The 18,113-nt window shown below is 62.4% G+C and carries 19 protein-coding genes; 13 read left to right on the top strand and 6 right to left on the bottom strand.

Features of this window, described 5'->3' with window-relative positions:
* The first annotated feature begins 35 nt into the window (after positions 1–35).
* Complete coding sequence (locus tag ACJ8J4_RS02785; RefSeq protein WP_049204014.1) at positions 36–1,520, top strand: Ca2+-dependent phosphoinositide-specific phospholipase C; 1,485 nt, start codon at positions 36–38, stop codon at positions 1,518–1,520.
* Between the two features lie 66 nt (positions 1,521–1,586).
* Entirely contained in the window at positions 1,587–1,880 is a 294-nt protein-coding gene (locus ACJ8J4_RS02780) for a SelT/SelW/SelH family protein (RefSeq protein WP_004928553.1), read from the top strand.
* A 6-nt stretch (positions 1,881–1,886) separates the two neighbouring features.
* Here ACJ8J4_RS02780 and ACJ8J4_RS02775 read toward each other — a convergent pair whose 3' ends face one another.
* Positions 1,887–2,828: a LysR family transcriptional regulator gene (locus tag ACJ8J4_RS02775; protein WP_197810947.1), complete on the bottom strand. Its 942-nt coding sequence runs from the start codon at positions 2,826–2,828 to the stop codon at positions 1,887–1,889.
* Positions 2,829–2,925: 97 nt separating this feature from the next.
* Between ACJ8J4_RS02775 and ACJ8J4_RS02770 the strand changes: the two genes are divergently transcribed.
* From ACJ8J4_RS02770 to ACJ8J4_RS02740, 7 genes are all read left to right on the top strand, one after another.
* Positions 2,926–4,125: an MFS transporter gene (locus ACJ8J4_RS02770; RefSeq protein WP_025302806.1), complete on the top strand. Its 1,200-nt coding sequence runs from the start codon at positions 2,926–2,928 to the stop codon at positions 4,123–4,125.
* 105 nt (positions 4,126–4,230) lie between these two features.
* Positions 4,231–4,725, top strand: coding sequence for a TIGR00645 family protein (locus ACJ8J4_RS02765; protein ID WP_025302805.1), 495 nt, complete (start codon positions 4,231–4,233; stop codon positions 4,723–4,725).
* 189 nt (positions 4,726–4,914) lie between these two features.
* Positions 4,915–5,370, top strand: a complete 456-nt coding sequence (gene fabZ, locus ACJ8J4_RS02760; RefSeq protein WP_025302804.1) for a 3-hydroxyacyl-ACP dehydratase FabZ — start codon at positions 4,915–4,917, stop codon at positions 5,368–5,370.
* A 30-nt stretch (positions 5,371–5,400) separates the two neighbouring features.
* Positions 5,401–6,189 (top strand): spermidine synthase, encoded by a 789-nt coding sequence (locus tag ACJ8J4_RS02755; protein ID WP_049204011.1) that lies wholly within the window; start codon positions 5,401–5,403, stop codon positions 6,187–6,189.
* A gap of 80 nt (positions 6,190–6,269) precedes the next feature.
* The gene (locus tag ACJ8J4_RS02750; RefSeq protein WP_004928567.1) at positions 6,270–6,464 is read left to right on the top strand and encodes a ribbon-helix-helix protein, CopG family; all 195 of its coding nucleotides are present in this window, start codon (positions 6,270–6,272) and stop codon (positions 6,462–6,464) included.
* Positions 6,465–6,605: 141 nt separating this feature from the next.
* Positions 6,606–7,007, top strand: a complete 402-nt coding sequence (locus ACJ8J4_RS02745; protein WP_025302802.1) for a VOC family protein — start codon at positions 6,606–6,608, stop codon at positions 7,005–7,007.
* Positions 7,007–7,546: a dihydrofolate reductase family protein gene (locus ACJ8J4_RS02740; RefSeq protein WP_170311432.1), complete on the top strand. Its 540-nt coding sequence runs from the start codon at positions 7,007–7,009 to the stop codon at positions 7,544–7,546. Before ACJ8J4_RS02745 ends, ACJ8J4_RS02740 begins: the two co-directional genes overlap by 1 nt.
* Here the strand turns inward: ACJ8J4_RS02740 and ACJ8J4_RS02735 are convergent.
* From ACJ8J4_RS02735 to ACJ8J4_RS02725, 3 genes are all read right to left on the bottom strand, one after another.
* A complete protein-coding gene (locus ACJ8J4_RS02735; RefSeq protein ID WP_264383941.1) occupies positions 7,531–8,928 on the bottom strand; it encodes an MFS transporter in 1,398 nt (465 codons plus the stop codon). The genes ACJ8J4_RS02740 and ACJ8J4_RS02735 overlap by 16 nt on opposite strands.
* Before the next feature lie 113 nt (positions 8,929–9,041).
* Positions 9,042–10,109, bottom strand: a complete 1,068-nt coding sequence (locus ACJ8J4_RS02730; protein ID WP_025302799.1) for an oxidoreductase — start codon at positions 10,107–10,109, stop codon at positions 9,042–9,044.
* A 12-nt stretch (positions 10,110–10,121) separates the two neighbouring features.
* Positions 10,122–10,871, bottom strand: a complete 750-nt coding sequence (locus ACJ8J4_RS02725) for a DeoR/GlpR family DNA-binding transcription regulator (RefSeq protein ID WP_025302798.1) — start codon at positions 10,869–10,871, stop codon at positions 10,122–10,124.
* Between the two features lie 152 nt (positions 10,872–11,023).
* Here ACJ8J4_RS02725 and ACJ8J4_RS02720 point away from each other — a divergent pair, with 152 nt between their 5' ends.
* Complete coding sequence (locus ACJ8J4_RS02720; protein WP_049296061.1) at positions 11,024–11,899, top strand: alpha/beta hydrolase; 876 nt, start codon at positions 11,024–11,026, stop codon at positions 11,897–11,899.
* On the opposite strand, the gene ACJ8J4_RS02715 is transcribed toward ACJ8J4_RS02720, so the two are convergent.
* Positions 11,826–13,043, bottom strand: a complete 1,218-nt coding sequence (locus ACJ8J4_RS02715; RefSeq protein WP_264383940.1) for an MFS transporter — start codon at positions 13,041–13,043, stop codon at positions 11,826–11,828. The two genes, ACJ8J4_RS02720 and ACJ8J4_RS02715, sit on opposite strands and share 74 nt — an antisense overlap.
* Complete coding sequence (locus ACJ8J4_RS02710; protein ID WP_264383939.1) at positions 13,043–14,200, bottom strand: serine hydrolase domain-containing protein; 1,158 nt, start codon at positions 14,198–14,200, stop codon at positions 13,043–13,045. The genes ACJ8J4_RS02715 and ACJ8J4_RS02710 overlap by 1 nt, the downstream gene beginning before the upstream one ends.
* 121 nt (positions 14,201–14,321) lie before the next feature.
* Here ACJ8J4_RS02710 and ACJ8J4_RS02705 point away from each other — a divergent pair, with 121 nt between their 5' ends.
* The 3 genes from ACJ8J4_RS02705 (at position 14,322) to ACJ8J4_RS02695 (ending at position 18,096) form a co-directional block, all read left to right on the top strand.
* Entirely contained in the window at positions 14,322–15,209 is an 888-nt protein-coding gene (locus tag ACJ8J4_RS02705) for a LysR family transcriptional regulator (RefSeq protein ID WP_025302794.1), read from the top strand.
* Between the two features lie 225 nt (positions 15,210–15,434).
* Positions 15,435–16,739 (top strand): MmgE/PrpD family protein, encoded by a 1,305-nt coding sequence (locus ACJ8J4_RS02700; RefSeq protein WP_049207674.1) that lies wholly within the window; start codon positions 15,435–15,437, stop codon positions 16,737–16,739.
* Between the two features lie 19 nt (positions 16,740–16,758).
* Complete coding sequence (locus tag ACJ8J4_RS02695) at positions 16,759–18,096, top strand: LLM class flavin-dependent oxidoreductase (protein ID WP_049204006.1); 1,338 nt, start codon at positions 16,759–16,761, stop codon at positions 18,094–18,096.
* Positions 18,097–18,113: the final 17 nt, after the last annotated feature.

Raw genomic sequence — 18,113 nt, 5'->3', positions numbered from 1 at the left:
CGTCCCGTCCCTGCGTCTTGATGAGAGGCAACGTCATGAATGATGCAACGATTCGCTACCATCAGGTGCGGCAAAAGAGCACCCACAACTCGTATCAACGCACGGAAAGCTACCCGGCTCAGGCGCTGTACTGGCGCATCCGTTCCCTTGAGATCGATATCCACAACAGTAATAACGCCGCCGGTTGGCCGCAGTTAAACGGCAACTGGTACGTTTATCATCTGGCGGTCATCGATCAGGTCAGCTCAGTCAACACCTTGGCGGATGCACTGGACGCGCTGTTGGCGTTTCATCGCGCGGTGCCGCAGCACGAAGTCGTCACCCTGTGGCTGGATTTGAAAGACGACTTCAACGCCGCCCGAGATCAAACACCCGAATCGCTCGATCGTTTGTTGGCCGAGCGCCTGGGGCGCGAACACATTTGGGGACCACCCGATCTGATCGGCGACTGCACCGATCTGCAAGCAGCGATCGCCGCCTATGGGTGGCCGTCGCTCGACACCCTGCGCGGCAAGTTCATTGTTGGCTGCACCACCGGCGATCTCGCCTCGCCGAATTCGGTGCTCAATCAGTATGTGCAAAACGGCGCCACCGCCAATCAACGGCTGGCGTTCGTCACGCCGGAAATCACCCAGGCGCAACAAATCGACCAACACGCCTGCGCCGTGATGTTCAACCTCTCGGCCGCCCACACCGCCCTGGCGAACGCGGTGTTTACCGCCGGCTTTGTCGGCCGCGCCTACGGCCTGAACGACGCAAACAGTTGGGCTACCGGCTGGAACAGTCGCGCGCACCATCTGGCCACCAACAAGGTTAACGCCGATTGGGACGGGTGGGCGCGCACCGATCTGCCGATGACCGGCTATCCGTTTACCGGCATCGACGTCACGCTACCGCCGGATCTGACCGAATCCGGTGCACTCTGCGCCATCAAGGTCGACTCCGGCGATATCTGGAATAAACGCGACAGCGGCTATTTTCGTTTCGATCGTGCCACTATCGGTGCCGAACGCACGCTCAGCGCCTTCGTCGCCAACCCGCAGTCACATACCGACGGCTTTATCAAAGGCGGAGTGATGGCGCGGGCCACGACCGCCGATGACGCCGCCTATATCGCAATATTTCAAACCGCTGCTCACGAAATCCGCATGCAGTACCGGCGGGATAACGGCGCCGGTACGGAAAAAATCGATGCCCGTCTGCCAAATGGCGTCAACGGCAAGCCCGTCGTCAGCAGCAATACGCCGATATGGCTGAAGCTGACGGTTAGGGCCGATGGCCACCAGGCACAAGGCAGTTATTCAATCGACGGCCTGATCTGGCACGCCGTAGGGGAGATCGGCGTCAGCCAAACGCTGCCGCTGCAAGGCTGGGCGGCCTCTTCACACGGCGCCGGCTCCGTAAAATGGCTGTTCGGCGGCGCAAAGGCGCCGACAGAGAGCACCGTCTTCGGCAACTCGGCCACCGGCGAATTCATCGCCGACAGCGCCCCTGCCGCGAGCCTCGGCCCCTACCGTTAGGAAAATTGACAACGGCGGTGCGGCAGCTGATGATGCAAGCACCGCTTCCTACTCGATCCGCCAACGATGAAAAATGCCCCCGCAGTGACGATCCACTACTGTTCGCAATGCAACTGGCTGCTGCGCGCCGGCTGGATGGCGCAAGAGCTGCTGAACACCTTTGGTGACGATCTCGCCTCCGTCACCCTGATGCCGGGCACCGGCGGGGTCTATCAAATCAGCGTCGATGGCGTGATGATTTGGGATCGCAAGATTGACGGTGGCTTCCCCGATGCGGCGCAGTTAAAGCAGCGGCTGCGCGATCACAGCTTCCCCGATCGCTCTCTCGGCCACAGCGACGGTAAAAAAGCCAGGCACTGAAGGCCGTCAGCGCCCCGTCGGCGGCTGCGCGCCGATAATGCGCGGCATCGTTTCTTTCATCATTTCCATGAATTTGCGTAAACGCGCGGGATAATAGCTGGCGTAGGGATACAGCAGGTAGATAGGCAGTGGCTCGGCTCGCCACAGGGGCAACAGCGTCTGCAGAGATCCTTGCGCCAACTCTTCTTTCACCACCCAAGACGACACGATCGCTACGCCCAGCCCTTCCAGCGCCGCTTTACGCGCCGCATAAAGGCTGTCGGTGCTCAACCTGGGTGCGATGTCGAAACGCCGCTGCTCGCCGCTGGTCGCGTGGGTCAGGACGACCTCATTGCGATAAAAACTGTTTACCGCCAGCCACGGCAATGATGCCAAATCGTCGAGATCGACGATCGCCGGTCGTTCAGTCAACAGTGCGGGTGACGCCACCGTGCTGCGCGGCACTTCCGCCAACAGCACCGCCACCACCGAAGGATCGGTCACCGCGCCAACGTGAATGGCGCAGTCTACGCCTTCGGAAATGAAATCGGGAGAGTGGTCGTTCAGCGTCCACTCCACGCTGGTTTGGGGATAGCGCCGCAAATACTCCCCGAGCGGCCCGATCAGCTGATCCTGCCCAAAGGCGTGCGGAGCGCGCACGCGCAGTGCGCCAACCGGTTCGTCGCGCGCGCCGCGCAGCGCATCTTCCAGGCTTTGCCATTGCGCGAGCAAGCCGCGCGCTTGCTGATAGCAGCGTTCGCCGTCATCGGTAAGATGGAGCGCATGCGTCGACCGTTGGATCAACCTGGTGCCCAACAGCTGTTCCAACGCCCGCAGACGTCGGCTGATGGTCGGCTGCGAGGTGCCCAGCTGCTGCGCCGCCGCCGACAGGCTCCCGCTCTCGACAATACGCACCAGGGTTTGCAGCAGTATTATACGGTCGCCGTTGGGTAAATTAATTTTATTCATACGCATTACGTATAACAGTTCTACCCATATCGGGTCTACCCGCCGATAGCATTCAAGACAAAAATAGCCGCACATCCACCTTGTCAGGAATTATCGAATGAGCCTCTCACCCACCGGCGGTGCGCTTTCCGCCAAAACCGTTTTCCTGTTGGCCACCGGCGCCGGCCTTAGCGTCGCCTCTATTTACTACAGTCAGCCGATGTTGAGCGTCATGGGTGCCGACTTCCATGTCGGCGTTGGCGATACCGGATTCGTACCGACCCTGACCCAATTGGGGTATGCCTTGGGTATTCTGTTACTGGCGCCGCTGGGCGATCGCCACGATCGCCGCGGGATCATTCTGGTGAAGGGCGTGCTGCTGGCCATGATGCTGCTGTTGTGCAGCCTGGTTTCCTCTTTTTCGCTGCTGTTGCTCAGCAGCCTGACGCTCGGCCTGGCCGCCACCGTCGCGCAGGACATCATCCCCGCCGCCGCGGCTCTGGCTCCTGATGCCCGACGCGGTAAAATCGTCGGCACCGTGATGACCGGGTTGCTGGCCGGTATTTTGCTGTCGCGCGTGTTCAGCGGGCTGGTCGCCGATTATTTCGGCTGGCGCAGCGTTTATGCGTTAGCCGCGCTGGCCGTTTTACCGATCACGCTGGTGATAGGGCGAGCTTTGCCGCGCTTTCAGCCACACAGCACGCTGAGTTATCCCGCCTTGCTGCGTTCGATGAGCCGGCTTTGGGCCACCTACCCTGAATTGCGGCGCGCGGCGTTGTCTCAGGCCTTTTTGTCCGTCGCCTTCAGCGCCTTCTGGTCCACGCTCGCGGTGATGCTGGCCGATCGCTATCAGCTGGGCAGCGCAGTCGCCGGCGCGTTCGGCCTGGCCGGCGCAGCGGGTGCACTGGCGGCACCGTTGGCGGGCAGTCTGGCTGACCGATACGGCCCAGACGCCGTCACTAAAATCGGCGCTGCGCTGGTAACGGTTTCTTTCGCCCTGATGTTTTTACTGCCGTTGCTACCGCAATCGGCGCAATGGGGGCTGATTGCGCTGAGCGCCATCGGGTTTGATCTCGGCATTCAGGCCACGCTGATCGCGCACCAGACCATTATTTACGGCCTCGATCCGGCTGCCCGCAGCCGCCTTAACGCCATTCTGTTCACGCTGGTATTCATCGGCATGGCCACCGGCGCCGCACTGGGCAGCCGCGTACTGGAACACCTGGGATGGCCGGGCGTAGTGGCGCTGACGACGGCCGCGGCGGGTGTTGCTTTGCTGATCCGCATGACGCGCCACTCTTTGCGTGCAACAGCCTGATCCGCGCCGTGATAGGCGCTCGGATAACGCAACCGGTTGATTTCGCCCGGGCCACCTGCGCTATACTGAGCGCCCTTTTTGCCACGCATTTAAAACAATTTTATGATGGAACGCTTGCTAGAAAACGCGATGTACGCCTCCCGCTGGTTGCTCGCACCGGTTTATTTCGGCCTTTCACTGGCCCTGGTCGCCCTGTCGATCAAGTTTTTTCAGGAAATCCTGCACGTCCTGCCCAACATTTTTTCTGTCGCGGAAGCCGATCTGATCCTGACCCTGCTGTCGCTGGTTGACATGGCGCTGGTGGGCGGGTTGTTGGTGATGGTGATGTTCTCCGGGTATGAAAACTTCGTTTCGCAGCTGGATATCACCGAAGGGAAAGAAAAACTGAGCTGGCTGGGCAAAATGGACGCCACCTCGCTGAAAAACAAAGTCGCCGCGTCTATCGTCGCCATCTCCTCCATTCACCTGCTGCGGGTGTTTATGGACGCCAAGAACGTGCCGGACAACAAGCTGATGTGGTATGTGATCATCCACCTTACCTTTGTGCTGTCCGCCTTCGTGATGGGCTACCTGGATAAAGTGACCCGCTCAAAACACTAAAACGTACTGCCACACCCGGTCGTCATGATCGGGTGCCTCCCTCACGCGCCCTTCTTCGCCTGTTTCCCCGCCGTCGTTTTTTTCATCTGGCACATCTGATGATAATTTTATTATAATGTTATTACACTCATCATGGACTGAACGCCGGCCCTTGCACCGGTTTCGCCGCAGACAGGATCACGCTCTCTCATGCCATTGACTGGTCACCCCCTGCAATTCAACGATATTCAGGCGATTTTGCCTCATCGTTATCCCTGCCTGTTGGTCGATCGCGTGCTGCCCGCCGGCACCTGCATTGCCGAAGGGAGGCTGAGCGCCATCAAGAACATCACCGCCAATGAGCCGACGTTCTGGAACGGCCACGCGCACTTCGCCGGTTTTCCCGGCGTGCTGTTGGTGGAAGCGCTGGCGCAAAGCACCGGTCTGCTGGCGCATTACTATCTCGGGGCGCTAAACGAGGGGGAGCATTACTATTTTGCGGCCATTCAGCGTGCGCGGTTTTATCGCGCCGCCCGCCCCGGCGACCAGGTGCTGATGGAGGTGGCCTTTGTGCGCCGCCGCGGGGCGATCGCCCGCTTTACCGGCCGCGCCAGCATCGATGGCCAGCGCATTTGCACCGCCGATTTCATGTGCGCCCGTAAATAGGCCGCTTGCCGAAGGAGCCCTGCGAATACCATGTCTCTGGTTGACAGCTTACTCAAAACCCTTGATTTCTCTCCGCGCGGCCAGGTGATCGCTCGCGAAACCGACGCCTGGGGCGAAATCATCGTTTCCGACCACAAGGACTACCGCACGCTGCGGTTTGACGGCATCTGCGAACAGAGCAAGATGAGCCTCAGCAACCCCGCGCAGCCGATCCACAACTACATCAAAGCGATGCTGATGGCGGTGGCCTGGCAGCCGCCGGCCTCGGCGTTGATTTTGGGGTTGGGCGGCGGCAGCTTGCTGCGTGCGCTGCACGCGCTCGATCCGGCGATGCGCCTCGACGTCGTCGAGCTGCGCGCTGCGGTGATCGCCGTCGCACGCCGCTATTTTACGCTGCCGGCCACCGACACCATCAGCCTGCGCACCGCCGACGCCATGGACTTTGTGCGCCCGCCCGCCGAGACGCGTTACGATCTGATCTTCTCCGATCTCTATTCGGCGTTCGCCATGGATCCGCAGCAAGGCACCCAGACATTCCTGGAAAACTGCGCCGCGCGGCTGAACGACGGGGGCTGGCTGGTGCTGAATTACCACGATCTGCCCGACGAAAACAGCCTGCTGTACCACAGCCTGCACCGGATATTCGGCACCGTATTGTTTTGCGTCGCCCCCAGCGGCAACGTGATCATTTACGCCACGCCGGCCCAGGTGACGTTGCCGCTGAGCGCGCTGCGCAACCTGGCCGCCGGCAGCGGCGAGCTGTTCAACTGCGAACTCGGCTACCTGTCACGCAAAATAGAGCGGCTGCATTTCCGCTAAAGACGAGCGGCGACGCGGTCTGGCTGGCCGCTTCGCCCACGTGGTATTATCATTCAGTTATCATTCTCTGGAGGATCCTGATGGAAAAGAAAACGGCGCGGCTAACGGTGCTGATTGACCCGGACAAGAAGAAAGCTCTGGAAGAACTGTGTCTACAGCAGGACGTCACTCCTTCCCAGGTGGTACGCCAGCTGATCCGCGATTATCTGCACAAGCATCAGGTTGACTATCCCAGCCAGCCGACTCACGCCAATCCACGCGTCGAAAGCAATTGAGCGGCTGCCTGTTCCGCCTACTGTGAAGCGCGCGTTGCTCCTGCGCGCGTCCCTAATCCGAATCCTCCGTTACGGTCTGTCCATTCTGCAATATCGCTGCTACTGTTTGCGTTCATACTCTCTCTTCGGAAAGGAAGCGCCATGTTCAGCCATATTACCGTCGGCGTCAGCGATCTGGACGCCGCCGCCGCCTTCTACGACGCCATTCTGTTGCCGCTGGGATTACAGCGGCGGGAAGTGACGCCGGACGGCGGTCCCGCTGCCCGCTGCTGGGTGAAGCCGGGCCAAACGCTGCCGCGTTTCTATGCTTACCAACCCTTCGACAGACAGCCAGCCAGCGCTGGCAACGGCAGCATGCTGGCCTTTCTCGCCGCCGATGAGCTGGAGGTTAAACGCGCCTACGCTGCTGGCCTGCTGGCGGGCGGCAGCAGTGAAGGCGAGCCCGGCGAACGCGCGCATTACGGCAAGGGCTATTACGGCGCTTACCTGCGCGACCCCGACGGCAACAAGGTCCATGTGGTGTACCGGGGAGATCTCGCCTGATGAAATGTTCGGTTTATATCGCCACCAGCGTAGACGGATTCATCGCCGGCGCGGACGGCGACATCGACTGGCTGCTGCGCCCCGAGTATGCGGTTTCGTTGCTAAACGGCCTGAGTTATGAGGCATTTATCGCCGACATCGACGCACTGGTAATGGGGCGCCATACCTATGAAAAAGTCCGCGCCTTTCCCGAATGGCCCTATGGTGACCTGCCGGTGGTGGTGCTGTCGACGCAGCCGCCCTCGCCGCACGAGACAGGCCACGTTCGCTGGATGAATGGCGAACCGGCGGCCATCGTGGCGCAGTTGGCCGAGCAAGGCTGCGGTCACCTGTATATCGACGGCGGCCAGACCGTACAGCGTTTCTTGCAGGCCGGATTGATCGACGAACTGACGATTACCCGCGTGCCGCTGCTGCTGGGTGGCGGCATTCCCTTGTTCGGCGCCGATGGCCCGGAGCAACGCCTGCGCCTGCTCGCCGTCACCCAGTCGGACAATGGTTTCGTGCAAGAACGCTACGCGGTTCAGCGCGCATCGTAACGCAGCATCCGTCGGCGGCCGCCGAAGGCGATGAGCAACGCAGCCAGCGCCAACAGCGCCGCCACGCCGTAAGTCACCCGCATGCCGTCAACCGCGGCCGCCGCCGCAGTACCCGCCACCTGCTGCGAAGCCAGATAAAACAGCGCCCCCATCGCCGAAGCGCCGGTGATCGCCCCGAGATTGCGCGCCAGGTTCACCATGCCGGCGATCAGTCCGCGCCGTTCAGGAAACAGATCCTTTATCAGCATGGTGTTGTTGGCCACCTGAAACAGCGCATAGCCGGCGGTCAGCAGCGCGATGGGGGCGATATAGCCGAGCACGCCCCAGCGGTTAAGCAACGACAGCAATGCCGCCCCGGCGGCCACCGCCGCCAGCCCAAACTGGGCGATGCGCTGCGAGCCAAAACGATCCACCAGATAACCGGCCGGTATGCCGGTCAGGATCGCCACCGCCGGCCCCGCCGACATCACCAGCCCGACCTGCGCAGCGCTTAACCCCAGCGCGCGTGACAGATAGAACGGCCCGACCACCAGCGTGGCGGTCATCACCGTCATCACCAGCGCGCTGGCCGCCAGCCCCGCCGTCAGGGCCGGATGGCGGAACAGCGTCGGCGCCAACAGCGGCGATACGGCGCGGCGTTCCACACCGATGAACAGCGCCCCCGCCAACAGCGCCCCCAGCATCAACGCCAGGTTGAGCGCGCCAAAATTGCCGCGCCCAAGGGTCATCGCCAGTGAATAGCAGAGCAATGCGCCGCCCAGCAGCAGCGTACCGGCGCGATCGAACGGTTCCGGGGGCGCTGCCGCGCGCGGCCCATTCGGCAAGTATCGCCAGGCGAGCCACAGCGCCAGCAGCCCCAGCGGCAGGTTGATCAGGAACATCGCCCGCCAGCCAAAACCGACGATCAGCGCGCCGCCCAACGACGGCCCCAGCGCGGTGCCCACGGCCGACATAGTGCCGAGCAGCCCCATCGCGCGGCCGATTTTTTCCGTGCCCAGCGCCTCGCCCGCCAGCGCCATGGCAATTGACATCATGACTGCGCCCCCCAGCCCCTGCGCCAGGCGCGCCGCCAGCAGCAGCCAAAGCTGCGGAGCCAACGCACAAGCCAACGAAGCGGCGGTAAACAGCGCGATGCCCGCCAGCAGCAGGCGGCGGCGATTGAGGCTGTCGCCCAAGCGGCCGATGCCGATGATGCAGGTGGTGACGGCCAGCAAATAACAGAGCAATACCCACTGCACCGCTTGGAACGAGGCATGGAACGCGGTGGCGAGCGCCGGCAGCCCGACATTGGCGATGCTGATGCCGAGCGATGACAGCAGCATGCTCAAAGACAGTGCGGCCAGTATGCCGCGGACGCCCTGCGGCGAAGGATGGGATAACATGATAAGCACTCCTGACATAGACTGAGGATTAGCCTATGTCAGGGGATAGGATGGCGGAAGACGCACGGCGTGCACTGTATCCATGCGCCTGACGCCTTATCTGACGCGAGCCGTTACCAGGCGGCGATTTCCGCCTCGGTGAGCGGCAACGGCTGAGTCACACCGGTTTCCGCCGCCAGGGTGGCCGCCTCCAGCACCGCCATTACCGCCAGCGCCTGCGGTGCGGTAACCGGATTGCTGCCGGCGCCGCGCAGCGCGTCGCGCACCTGGACGTAATATTGACGCTGGTCGCCATCCGGCGTCGGCAGCGTACGCACCGGCTCCGTGCCGATAAACAGGCTCATCGCATCGTCGTCTTTGCCCCACTCCGCCGAGCCCGGCGTCACGCCAGCCAGCAGTTGGCTCTCCTGCCCGTCGGCGCGCGCTTTGACCACGCTGCCTTTCTCGCCGTGCACGGTAAAGCGTGAGACGCCGCCCGCCACCAGCATGCTGCCGTGCAGGATCACGCGGTGCGTCGGGTAGTTGAGCACCACGTGGGCCCAGTCGTTAATCTGCGCGTTGGGGCGCAGCGTAGCGATGTTGGCCTGCACGCTGTGCGGTAAACCGAACAGCTGCAGCGCCTGATCGACCATGTGCGGCCCCAGATCAAACCACAGCCCGCTGCCCGGCAGGTTCTGCTCGCGCCAGCGCACCCGCACTTCTGGGCGGTAACGATCGATGTGCGACTCAAAGTGCGTCACCTTGCCGATCAGCCCCTGTTCGATCACCTGCTTCACGCCCAGGAAATCGCTGTCCCAGCGGCGGTTCTGGAATACCGACAGCAGGCGATCGTGTTTTTCCGCCGCCGCAATCAGCGTACGCGCCTGCGCCAAATCCAGCGTAAACGGCTTATCCACCACCACGTGCTTGCCCGCCTCCAGTGCGGCCAGCGCCAGCGGCGCATGGGTGTCGTTCGGCGATGCGATCACCACCAAATCCACCTCCGGCCGGCGGATGGCCTCCAGCGGATCGGCGATCACCTGCACGTGCGGCAGATCGGCATGCACCTTGGCGGCATCGCGCGAAGCCACCACGCTCAGTTCCAGCCCCGGCACCGCGTTAATCAGCGGCGCGTGAAACGCCTTGCCGACAAAGCCGTAGCCAATCAGCGCCACCTGCAACGGTCGAGCAGTATCGTTCATCAGTGTTCTCCTCTAGCGGTCGTCGGCGACGACACAAAGTTCAATCAATGATTGTTCGTCCAGGTTGTCCCACGGGCGATCGGTAAACAGACGTTGGATCTGCGCCAGATCCGCAACGTGATGCGGCTCGCAGCGGTCCAGTTTCATATGGTCGGCCACCAGCCAGCGCTCGCCGCTGTTGGCCAACATGGCGCGTTTGACCTCTGCATCGGCCTCTTCGCCGGCGCTCAGTCCCAGTTGGGGATGCACCGCACAGGCGCCCAGCAAGGCGATGTCCGCGCGGTAGCGCGCCAGCAACGCCAGCGTGGCGCTGCCGGCGAATAGCCGCTGACGCACATCCCACTGGCCGCCAAGCAGGATCAGGTTAATCTCCGGCCTGTCGCTCAGGCACTGCGCGATATCCAGCGAAGCGGTGATCACCGTCGCCGGGCCGCGCAACGCCTGCGCCACCGCCAACAGCGTACTGCCCGCATCCAGCATCAGGGTGCTGCCGGGCGGGATCTGCGCAGCCACCGCGCGGCCGAGCCGCTGCTTGATCTGCGGCAACAGCGCCGCGCGCGCCTGACGTGGCATGCCGGACGGTTCGAGCGCGATCGCCCCGCCGTGATTTTTCTGCGCCAACCCTTGCCGCTCGAGATCGGCCAGATCGCGGCGCACGGTATCGACCGAAACGCCGATGGCGCCGGCCAATTCCGCCACCGCCGCCTGCCCGCGTTCGCTGAGCAAATCCAGTAAATGGCGCTGTCGTGCCGCTTTGTGCATGGGCTTATTCCGCCGTAAAAAGCATAAAACAGCAATATACAGCAGATAACAGCAATGGAGAAGCCGCAATTGTGCGCACCGGCGATCAAACATCTTTTCGCCTGTGGGACGATGATGATGAAGACATAACGCATAACAATCCGGAGAAACGCATGAACATCGATCTGACGTTTGAACACCTGAACGCACGCGCCGTGCAATACAATGCCCGCGCTTCGGTGGAGGATTTTGACGCCTGCATGGCGGAATACGCCGCGCTGGCCCAGCGCGCCAAGGCCCAGACGCCGGGCATTTACGATCTGCGCTACGGCATGAGCGCCGCCGAGCGCCTCGACCTGTTCCCGGCCAGCGCACAACCCGCCCCGCTGCTGATCTTTATTCATGGCGGCTATTGGCATTCACAGCGCAAAGAGGAAGCCTGTTCGATGGCCGCCGCGTTTGCTCGCCGCGGCGTGGCGGTCGCCACGCTGGAATACACGCTGGCGCCGGAAGCGACGCTCGCGGAGATCGTACATGAGGTGCGCAGCGCCGTCGCCTGGCTCTATCATCACGGGGCACCCTTCGGCATCGATCCGGCGCGCATTTTCGTCAGCGGCAGTTCGGCCGGCGGTCACCTGTGCGGCATGCTGATCGCCGACGGTTGGCAGCAACGCTATCGCCTGCCGCCCGACGCGATCAAAGGCGCGCTGGCGCTGAGCGGCCTCTACGATCTGCGCCCGCTGTGCGATATCTACATCAACGACTGGTTGCACCTGACGCCCGAGCAGGCGCAAACCCTCAGCCCGCTGTTTTTACTGCCGGCGAAAGACCATGCGCCGCAGATCCTGCTCGACGTCGGCCAACGGGAAACGCAAGGTTTCAAAAACCAGACGCAGGCCTATTATGACGCTTGCCGGGCGCATGGCCTCGACGTCCAGCTGCTGGCCGACCGTCACTGCAATCACTTTACGCTGGTCAACGAGCTGGCGGATGCGGAAAGCGCGATGTTCCGGCAGGTGATGGCGATGATCGACGCAACGCAACGGTAGCCTGCCGCTGCAACCGCAGCCTGGCGGCGATCGTAATCACCGCCAGCGCGGCGAACAAGGCTCCGCACAGCAGGCTGCCCTGTAGCCCCCACGCGGTAATAAACCCGCCGCCCGCCAGCGAGCCCAGCGCCACGCCCAGATTGATAAAGGCGATATACAGCCCGGTGGCGAACGCCGGCGCTTGCGGAGCTTCGGAGGTCAGCCAAATCTGCGTGACAATCAAACCGCTGGTGTGCGCCGCTCCCCAATACAGGCAAAGCGCCGTCATCGAGCCAATATTCACGCTGCCATAGCGATACAGCAGCGCATAAGCCGCAATCAAGGCTATCGGATGCAGCAGCACCGTCACCGCACGATGGCGGCTCAGCCATCTGCCGGCCAACAGGTTGCCCACGACACCGCCCACACCGAACGCCACCAGAAGAAAGCCGATGACGCCGCCGCTGAGACCGATTTCGCGGCTGAGGTACTCGGCCGCGTAAGCATAGACGGCAAACATGGCGGCAAAGATCAGCACGCAGGTAGTGATATTCAGCCACAGCGTACCGCTGCGCAGTATCGCCAACTGTTTGCCATAGCTGAGGCGCTGTACGGCCGCATCAGGCAAACGCCACAGCAATCCCAGCGCCGCCAGAAGGTTCACCCAGGCACAGAACCTGAACGACGCTTCATAGCTGAACTGTCCGGCGATCCATTGCGTCAACGGTATCCCCAGCACCATGCCCATGCTGGTGCCGATGAACGCATAGGCGGTTGCTTTGGTGGCCTGATGCGGCGGATAAAGCGCCGCGGCCGCCACCATGGCCAGTGAAAAATAGATCGGATGAAACAACGCCGGCACAATGCGCAGCAGCATGAGCATGGCGAAGCTGTCCACCTGTGCGGACAGCGCGCTGGCCGCCGCAAACACGGTCAACGCGATCAACAGCATGCGTTTGCGATTGAACCGCGACGCCAACAGCACCAACAGCGGCCCGAGCAGCGCAATGGTCAGGGCGAAGATCCCGACCAGCCAGCCGGCCTGCGCCGTGGAAATGCCATACCGTGCAATGATCAGCGGCAAAATGCCCACCACGCCGAACTCAATGCAGTAAACGCCAAACAGCCCCAGCGCGATAAAGAAAATCGGTGGCATCAGACCCATCACCTCGCTCCCATCGCGGCATAAACCGCCTGACAAATCTCGCCGACAAAGGCGCCGGACATTCCTTCCAGCGCCGTGTTGGTAAACGCCACTACGCTGAGCTGCCGGACTGGATCGACGAACCACGAGTGGCCATAGGTGCCGCCCATCCGCCAGCTGCCAACGGACTCCGGCGTTTGCGCGGCGACGGGATCTTTCAGCACGGTGATGCCCAGGCCGAAGCCGCGCCCTGGCCAAAACGGCATCGGCAGATCGCCGATTTGGTTGGTGGTCAGCGCCGCCACCCACTCGGTTGGCAGTACCGGCTTTCCTCCCTGACGCAACGCTTCCAGCAGGCGCAGAAAATCCTCGGCCGATCCGACCATGCCGGCCCCGCCGGAGGCATACGCCTGCGGATCGAGCGCACGCGCCGGCGACAGATGAAAACCGGCGCTGCCGTCGATGAACGGTAAACAATCCGGCTGGCGCAGGCGGCGTGGCTCGCCGGGATGGTCAGCGTAAGCGGCCGCCAGGCGCGCGGCGTCCACCGCCAGGAAATCGGTATCCGTCATCGCCAGCGGCCCGGTCACCCATTTGTTGACCGCCTGCGCCAGCGGCAGGCCGCTCGCCCGTTCAATAACCGCGCCCAACACATCGGTGGCGATGGAATAACGCCACGCCGCGCCGGGCGGTGCCAGCAACGGCGCGGAAGCAATGCGCCGCACATTTTCCGGCAGGCTGAGCGCCGCCTCATCCATGCCGTCGGAGACCGCCGACTGAGCGTAGAATCCCCCTTCCGGCTGGAAAAATCGGTAGCTTAACCCGGCGGTGTGGGTCATCAAATGGCGCAGCGTCAACAACGGGACAGTGCCGTCCGCCAGCCGCGGGCGAAAATCCGGCAGCCAGCGGGTAACGGGATCGTCCAACCGCACGGCGCCTTGCGCCATCAGCGCCAGCGCCGCCGTGGACACGATCGGTTTGGACACCGAGGCCAGACGAAACAGCGTATTGAGCGCCATCGGCCGGCCGGCTTCGCGATCCGCCATGCCCGCCGCGCGTCGATAAACGATTTCACCGCCCTGCGCCACCAAAACGACCACACCAACCAATCGTTTTTCGCGTAAGGCTTTCTCTATCGCGCCGTCAATCGCGTTGGCGGTGGATCCGTATTCATTCATCTTTATTACCCCAGGTAGTCAGCCCATGCTGTCGCCACCGAGCATAGGGCGTGGCGATTAACGAAAAAACAGGCTAGATTTCCTTTCATAGCGGACACTCACGTCCGTAATGGGGCAAGCAATGGATAATCTGTCTGGGGTGAGCGTCTTTGTGCAGACCGCGGAGACGCTGAGTTTCGTTGAGGCCGGGCGCGTGCTCGGCATTTCCGCTTCCGCGGTGGGGAAAAGCATCGCCCGCCTGGAAAACCGGCTGGGCACGCGCCTGTTTCACCGCAGCACGCGCAGCATGACCCTGACCGCCGAAGGCCGGCTGTTTCTGCACCGCTGCCAGCGCATTCTGGAGGAATTGGCGGCGGCGGAACGGGAAATCAGCGATACGCACAGCGCGCCGCGCGGCAAGCTGCGTGTCAGTTTGCCGCTGGTGGGCGGCCTGCTGAATCCGGTGCTGGCGGAATTTGTTCGGCGTTACCCGGAGATTGAGCTGGAAACCGATTTTTCCGACCGTCGAGTCGCGGTGATTGAAGAAGGGTTCGATGCGGTGATCCGCGTGGGCGATACCGAGGACTCTCGCTTAATGAGCCGCCAACTGGGCACGTTTCACCTACAGCTAGTGGCGGCGCCGGACTATCTGCGCCGGGCGGGAATACCCCGCCAGCCGGCAGAACTGCGCGATCACGCCTGCCTGTTATACAGATTCCCCACCACCGGCAAAGTCGAGACCTGGCCGGTGGCGGGCGGAGATAAACTGCTCGACGAAGGCCTGGGCAAGCGCACGGTATGCAACACCGTCGATACGCTGATTTACCTGGCGGAACAGGGCCTGGGCATCGCCTGCCTGCCCGATTTCGCGGTGCGACAGGCGCTGGAGCAGCAGCGGCTCCAACACGTGCTTGGCGACCAATGCCGACACAGTGGCAGTCTCAAAATCCTCTGGCCTTCAAGCAAACATCTTACACCGCGTCTCAGGGCATTTATCGACATCATGAGCGTTCGCCTTTTCTCAGCCTAAGTCCTCTACCGTGTTAGAACAAATTCAGCTTTGTTTTGCACAAAAATAGCTAAAGCGCAGCCTGCCGCGCCTGCCAGCAGCCCTGACGGCGGCGCAGTGCCGTCGTGATATTCCATTCAGCGATATAGAAGCGCCGTTCGTTCTTTCGGGACAAAGAAAACCGCCACACAATACCTTTCACCCCGCACTCGTGCATAACCATCTATAAATTCAGGTGTTAACGCCTTGTCATTATCGATAACCGCCCAATTCGCTCATCTGATATTGAACAGCCAGCCGGATCAAACCGCCCTGTCAGCCGCTCGCCGCGGCGTGAAAGATTACTTCGCCTGCGCATTGCCGATTGCCCGCGGGGCGTTGAGCGATGCCGGTCTGGCAGCGATCGGCACGACGTTTCCGCCGACCAGCAGTGAGAACCGTGCACTGCGCTATGGCTATGTCAGCCACTCGTTGGACTTCGATGATTACCATCCTGCGCTGCGTGGCCATCCTAGCACCGTAGTGCTCTCCGCCCTGCTGGCGCTGAACGGTGAGAGTGACAATGTCACTGAGCTATTAACCGCCTATGTCATCGGCGTAGAGGCCGCTGGCCGGCTGGGATTGGCCGCTGGCACGCAACATTACGTGCTGGGTTTTCACAGCACCGCCACCCTGGGCGCGGTCGCCGCCTGCGCCGCCGTGGCGCGTTATCTGCAGCTTGACCAGCGGCAAACGCAGATTGCTCTCGGCCTGGCGGCCACGCAGGCGGCGGGCCTGCGCAGCCAGTTCGGTTCGGCGGCCAAACCGCTGCACGCAGGGCTGGCGGCACGCAACGCGGTCAATGCCGCCCTGCTGGCTCAGGCCGGTTTCATCGGCCAACCGGAGGGCGTGCTGGACAGCCTGCTGACTTCCCACGGCGGCGGCAGGCAAAAACCGGAATGCCTGACCGCCGACTGGGGCACGCCCTGGCGCATCCTGCAGCCAGGGCTGGAGTTCAAGCGGTATCCGACCTGCGGTGGCACTCACAGCGCGGCCGAGGCGGCGCTCGCCCTGCGCGCGCGGCTGCTGGAACAAGGCGACGCCCTTGCGGAGATCGCACTGGTTGAGGTCAGTTTTCCGCCCGGCGCAGATACCGCACCCTATATTCGCCAGCCGGCCACCGGTGTGGAAGCGCGCTTTAGCCTCGAATACGTCATAGCCGATGCGCTATACCACGGCGAGGTCCCGCTGACGCATTACGGCGAACAGCCGGTCGATGCGGCTATCGCCGCCCTGGCGGCAAAAGTTGAGCGCCATGTCGATCCCGCAGCCCCGCCGGACGCGCTCGATCCGGAGATGCGCTTCCATCGCCTGACCCTGACGCTGCAGGACGGAAGGCAAATAAGTGACATGGTCACAAGAAAGCAAACCGCCGCCCGGCCGACAGACCTCGACGCCAAGCTGCACGCCATTCTGCAGCTGCTTCCGGGCCTCGAAGGCGAAAGCGTTATCCGCGACTGCGCCCTCATGTCCCCTGGCGCGCTGCCGCGACTGATTGCATTGTTAAATTAATAATAAAACAGGAATAATTATGAGTACTTCACCTTCAACACCATCGCGCCAACTCCGTCTCGGCCTGTTCGTTCAGGCGCTGGGACACCACATCGGAGGATGGCGCGCACAAGGCGCCAGCGGTTCACCGACCGATATCGACTGGTTCACCTGGATCGCAAAAAAAGCCGAAGAAGGCACCTTCGATATGTTCTTCGTCGGCGACGCGTTGGCAACCAGCGTGCACCGCCTGCCCTCGACGATGTCACGCCTGGAGCCGCTGACGCTGCTGGCGGCGCTGGCGGTTAACACCCGCCATATCGGGCTGGCGGCGACCGCCTCCACCACTTTCGATCAACCTTTCCATCTGGCACGCGCCATGGCCTCCATCGACCATATCAGCCACGGCCGCGCCGCCTGGAACGTGGTGACCTCTTTCTCCAGCGATGCGGCGCGCAATTTCAGTCGTGAAGACCTGCCGTCGCACGCCGAACGCTATGAAGTGGCGCGGGAATTCCTCGAGGCCAGCTACAAACTGTGGGACGGCTGGGAAAAAGACGCCATCGTGCGCGATAAGCAAAATGGCGTATACGCCATCGACGAGAAAATCCACGCCGCCAACCATAAGGGCAAGCATTTCTCGGTGCAGGGCCCGCTGAATATTTCCCGCTCGCCGCAGGGGCGGCCAGTGATCATTGAGGCCGGCTCTTCCCCGGCCGGCCAACAGTTGGCGGCGGAAACCGCCGAAGTGGTGTTCACCGCCGCCGCCAGCCTGGAAGAAGGACAGGCTTTCTACCGCAGCCAGAAAAAATACGTGGCCGACGCCGGCCGCAACCCGGACCACCTGCTGATCCTGCCAGGTGTGATGCCGATTGTCGGCCGTACCAAAGAAGAAGCGCAGGAAACCTGGTATCAGCTGAATCAACTGGTGGATATCGATAACGGCATTGAGCAGCTGTCGGCGCGCTTTGGCTTCGATTTGAGCGATTACCCGCTGGACGGCCCGGTGCCGAACGTGGGCGCCACCGAAGGCGGCCAAAGCCGCGTGAAACTGCTGACCGATCTGGCCGCGCGGGAAAACCTGACGCTGCGCGAGCTGGCGGCCGTCGCGGCCGGTTCGCGTGGCCACCGCGTGGTGGTAGGCACCGCCGCAGAGATCGCCGACGACTTCCAGCTGTGGTTGGAACAGCAAGGCGCAGACGGCTTCAACATCATGCCGGCGGTGTTGCCCAACCAACTGGAACTGTTCGTCGAGCTGGTGATCCCGGAGCTGCGCCGCCGTGGCCTGTTCCGTGAAGAGTATCAGCATGCAACCCTGCGTGAAAACCTGGGCCTGCCGGAACCGGCAATCAACTTCGCTAACGTAAAATCGGCTTAATCCGCAGGGAAATCATG

The organism is Serratia sp. CY47280 (genome assembly GCF_052168655.1).
Lineage (GTDB): Bacteria > Pseudomonadota > Gammaproteobacteria > Enterobacterales > Enterobacteriaceae > Serratia > Serratia bockelmannii.
The sequence above is the reverse complement of the archived record's forward strand: the minus strand, read 5'-3'. Positions and strand labels throughout refer to the sequence as shown.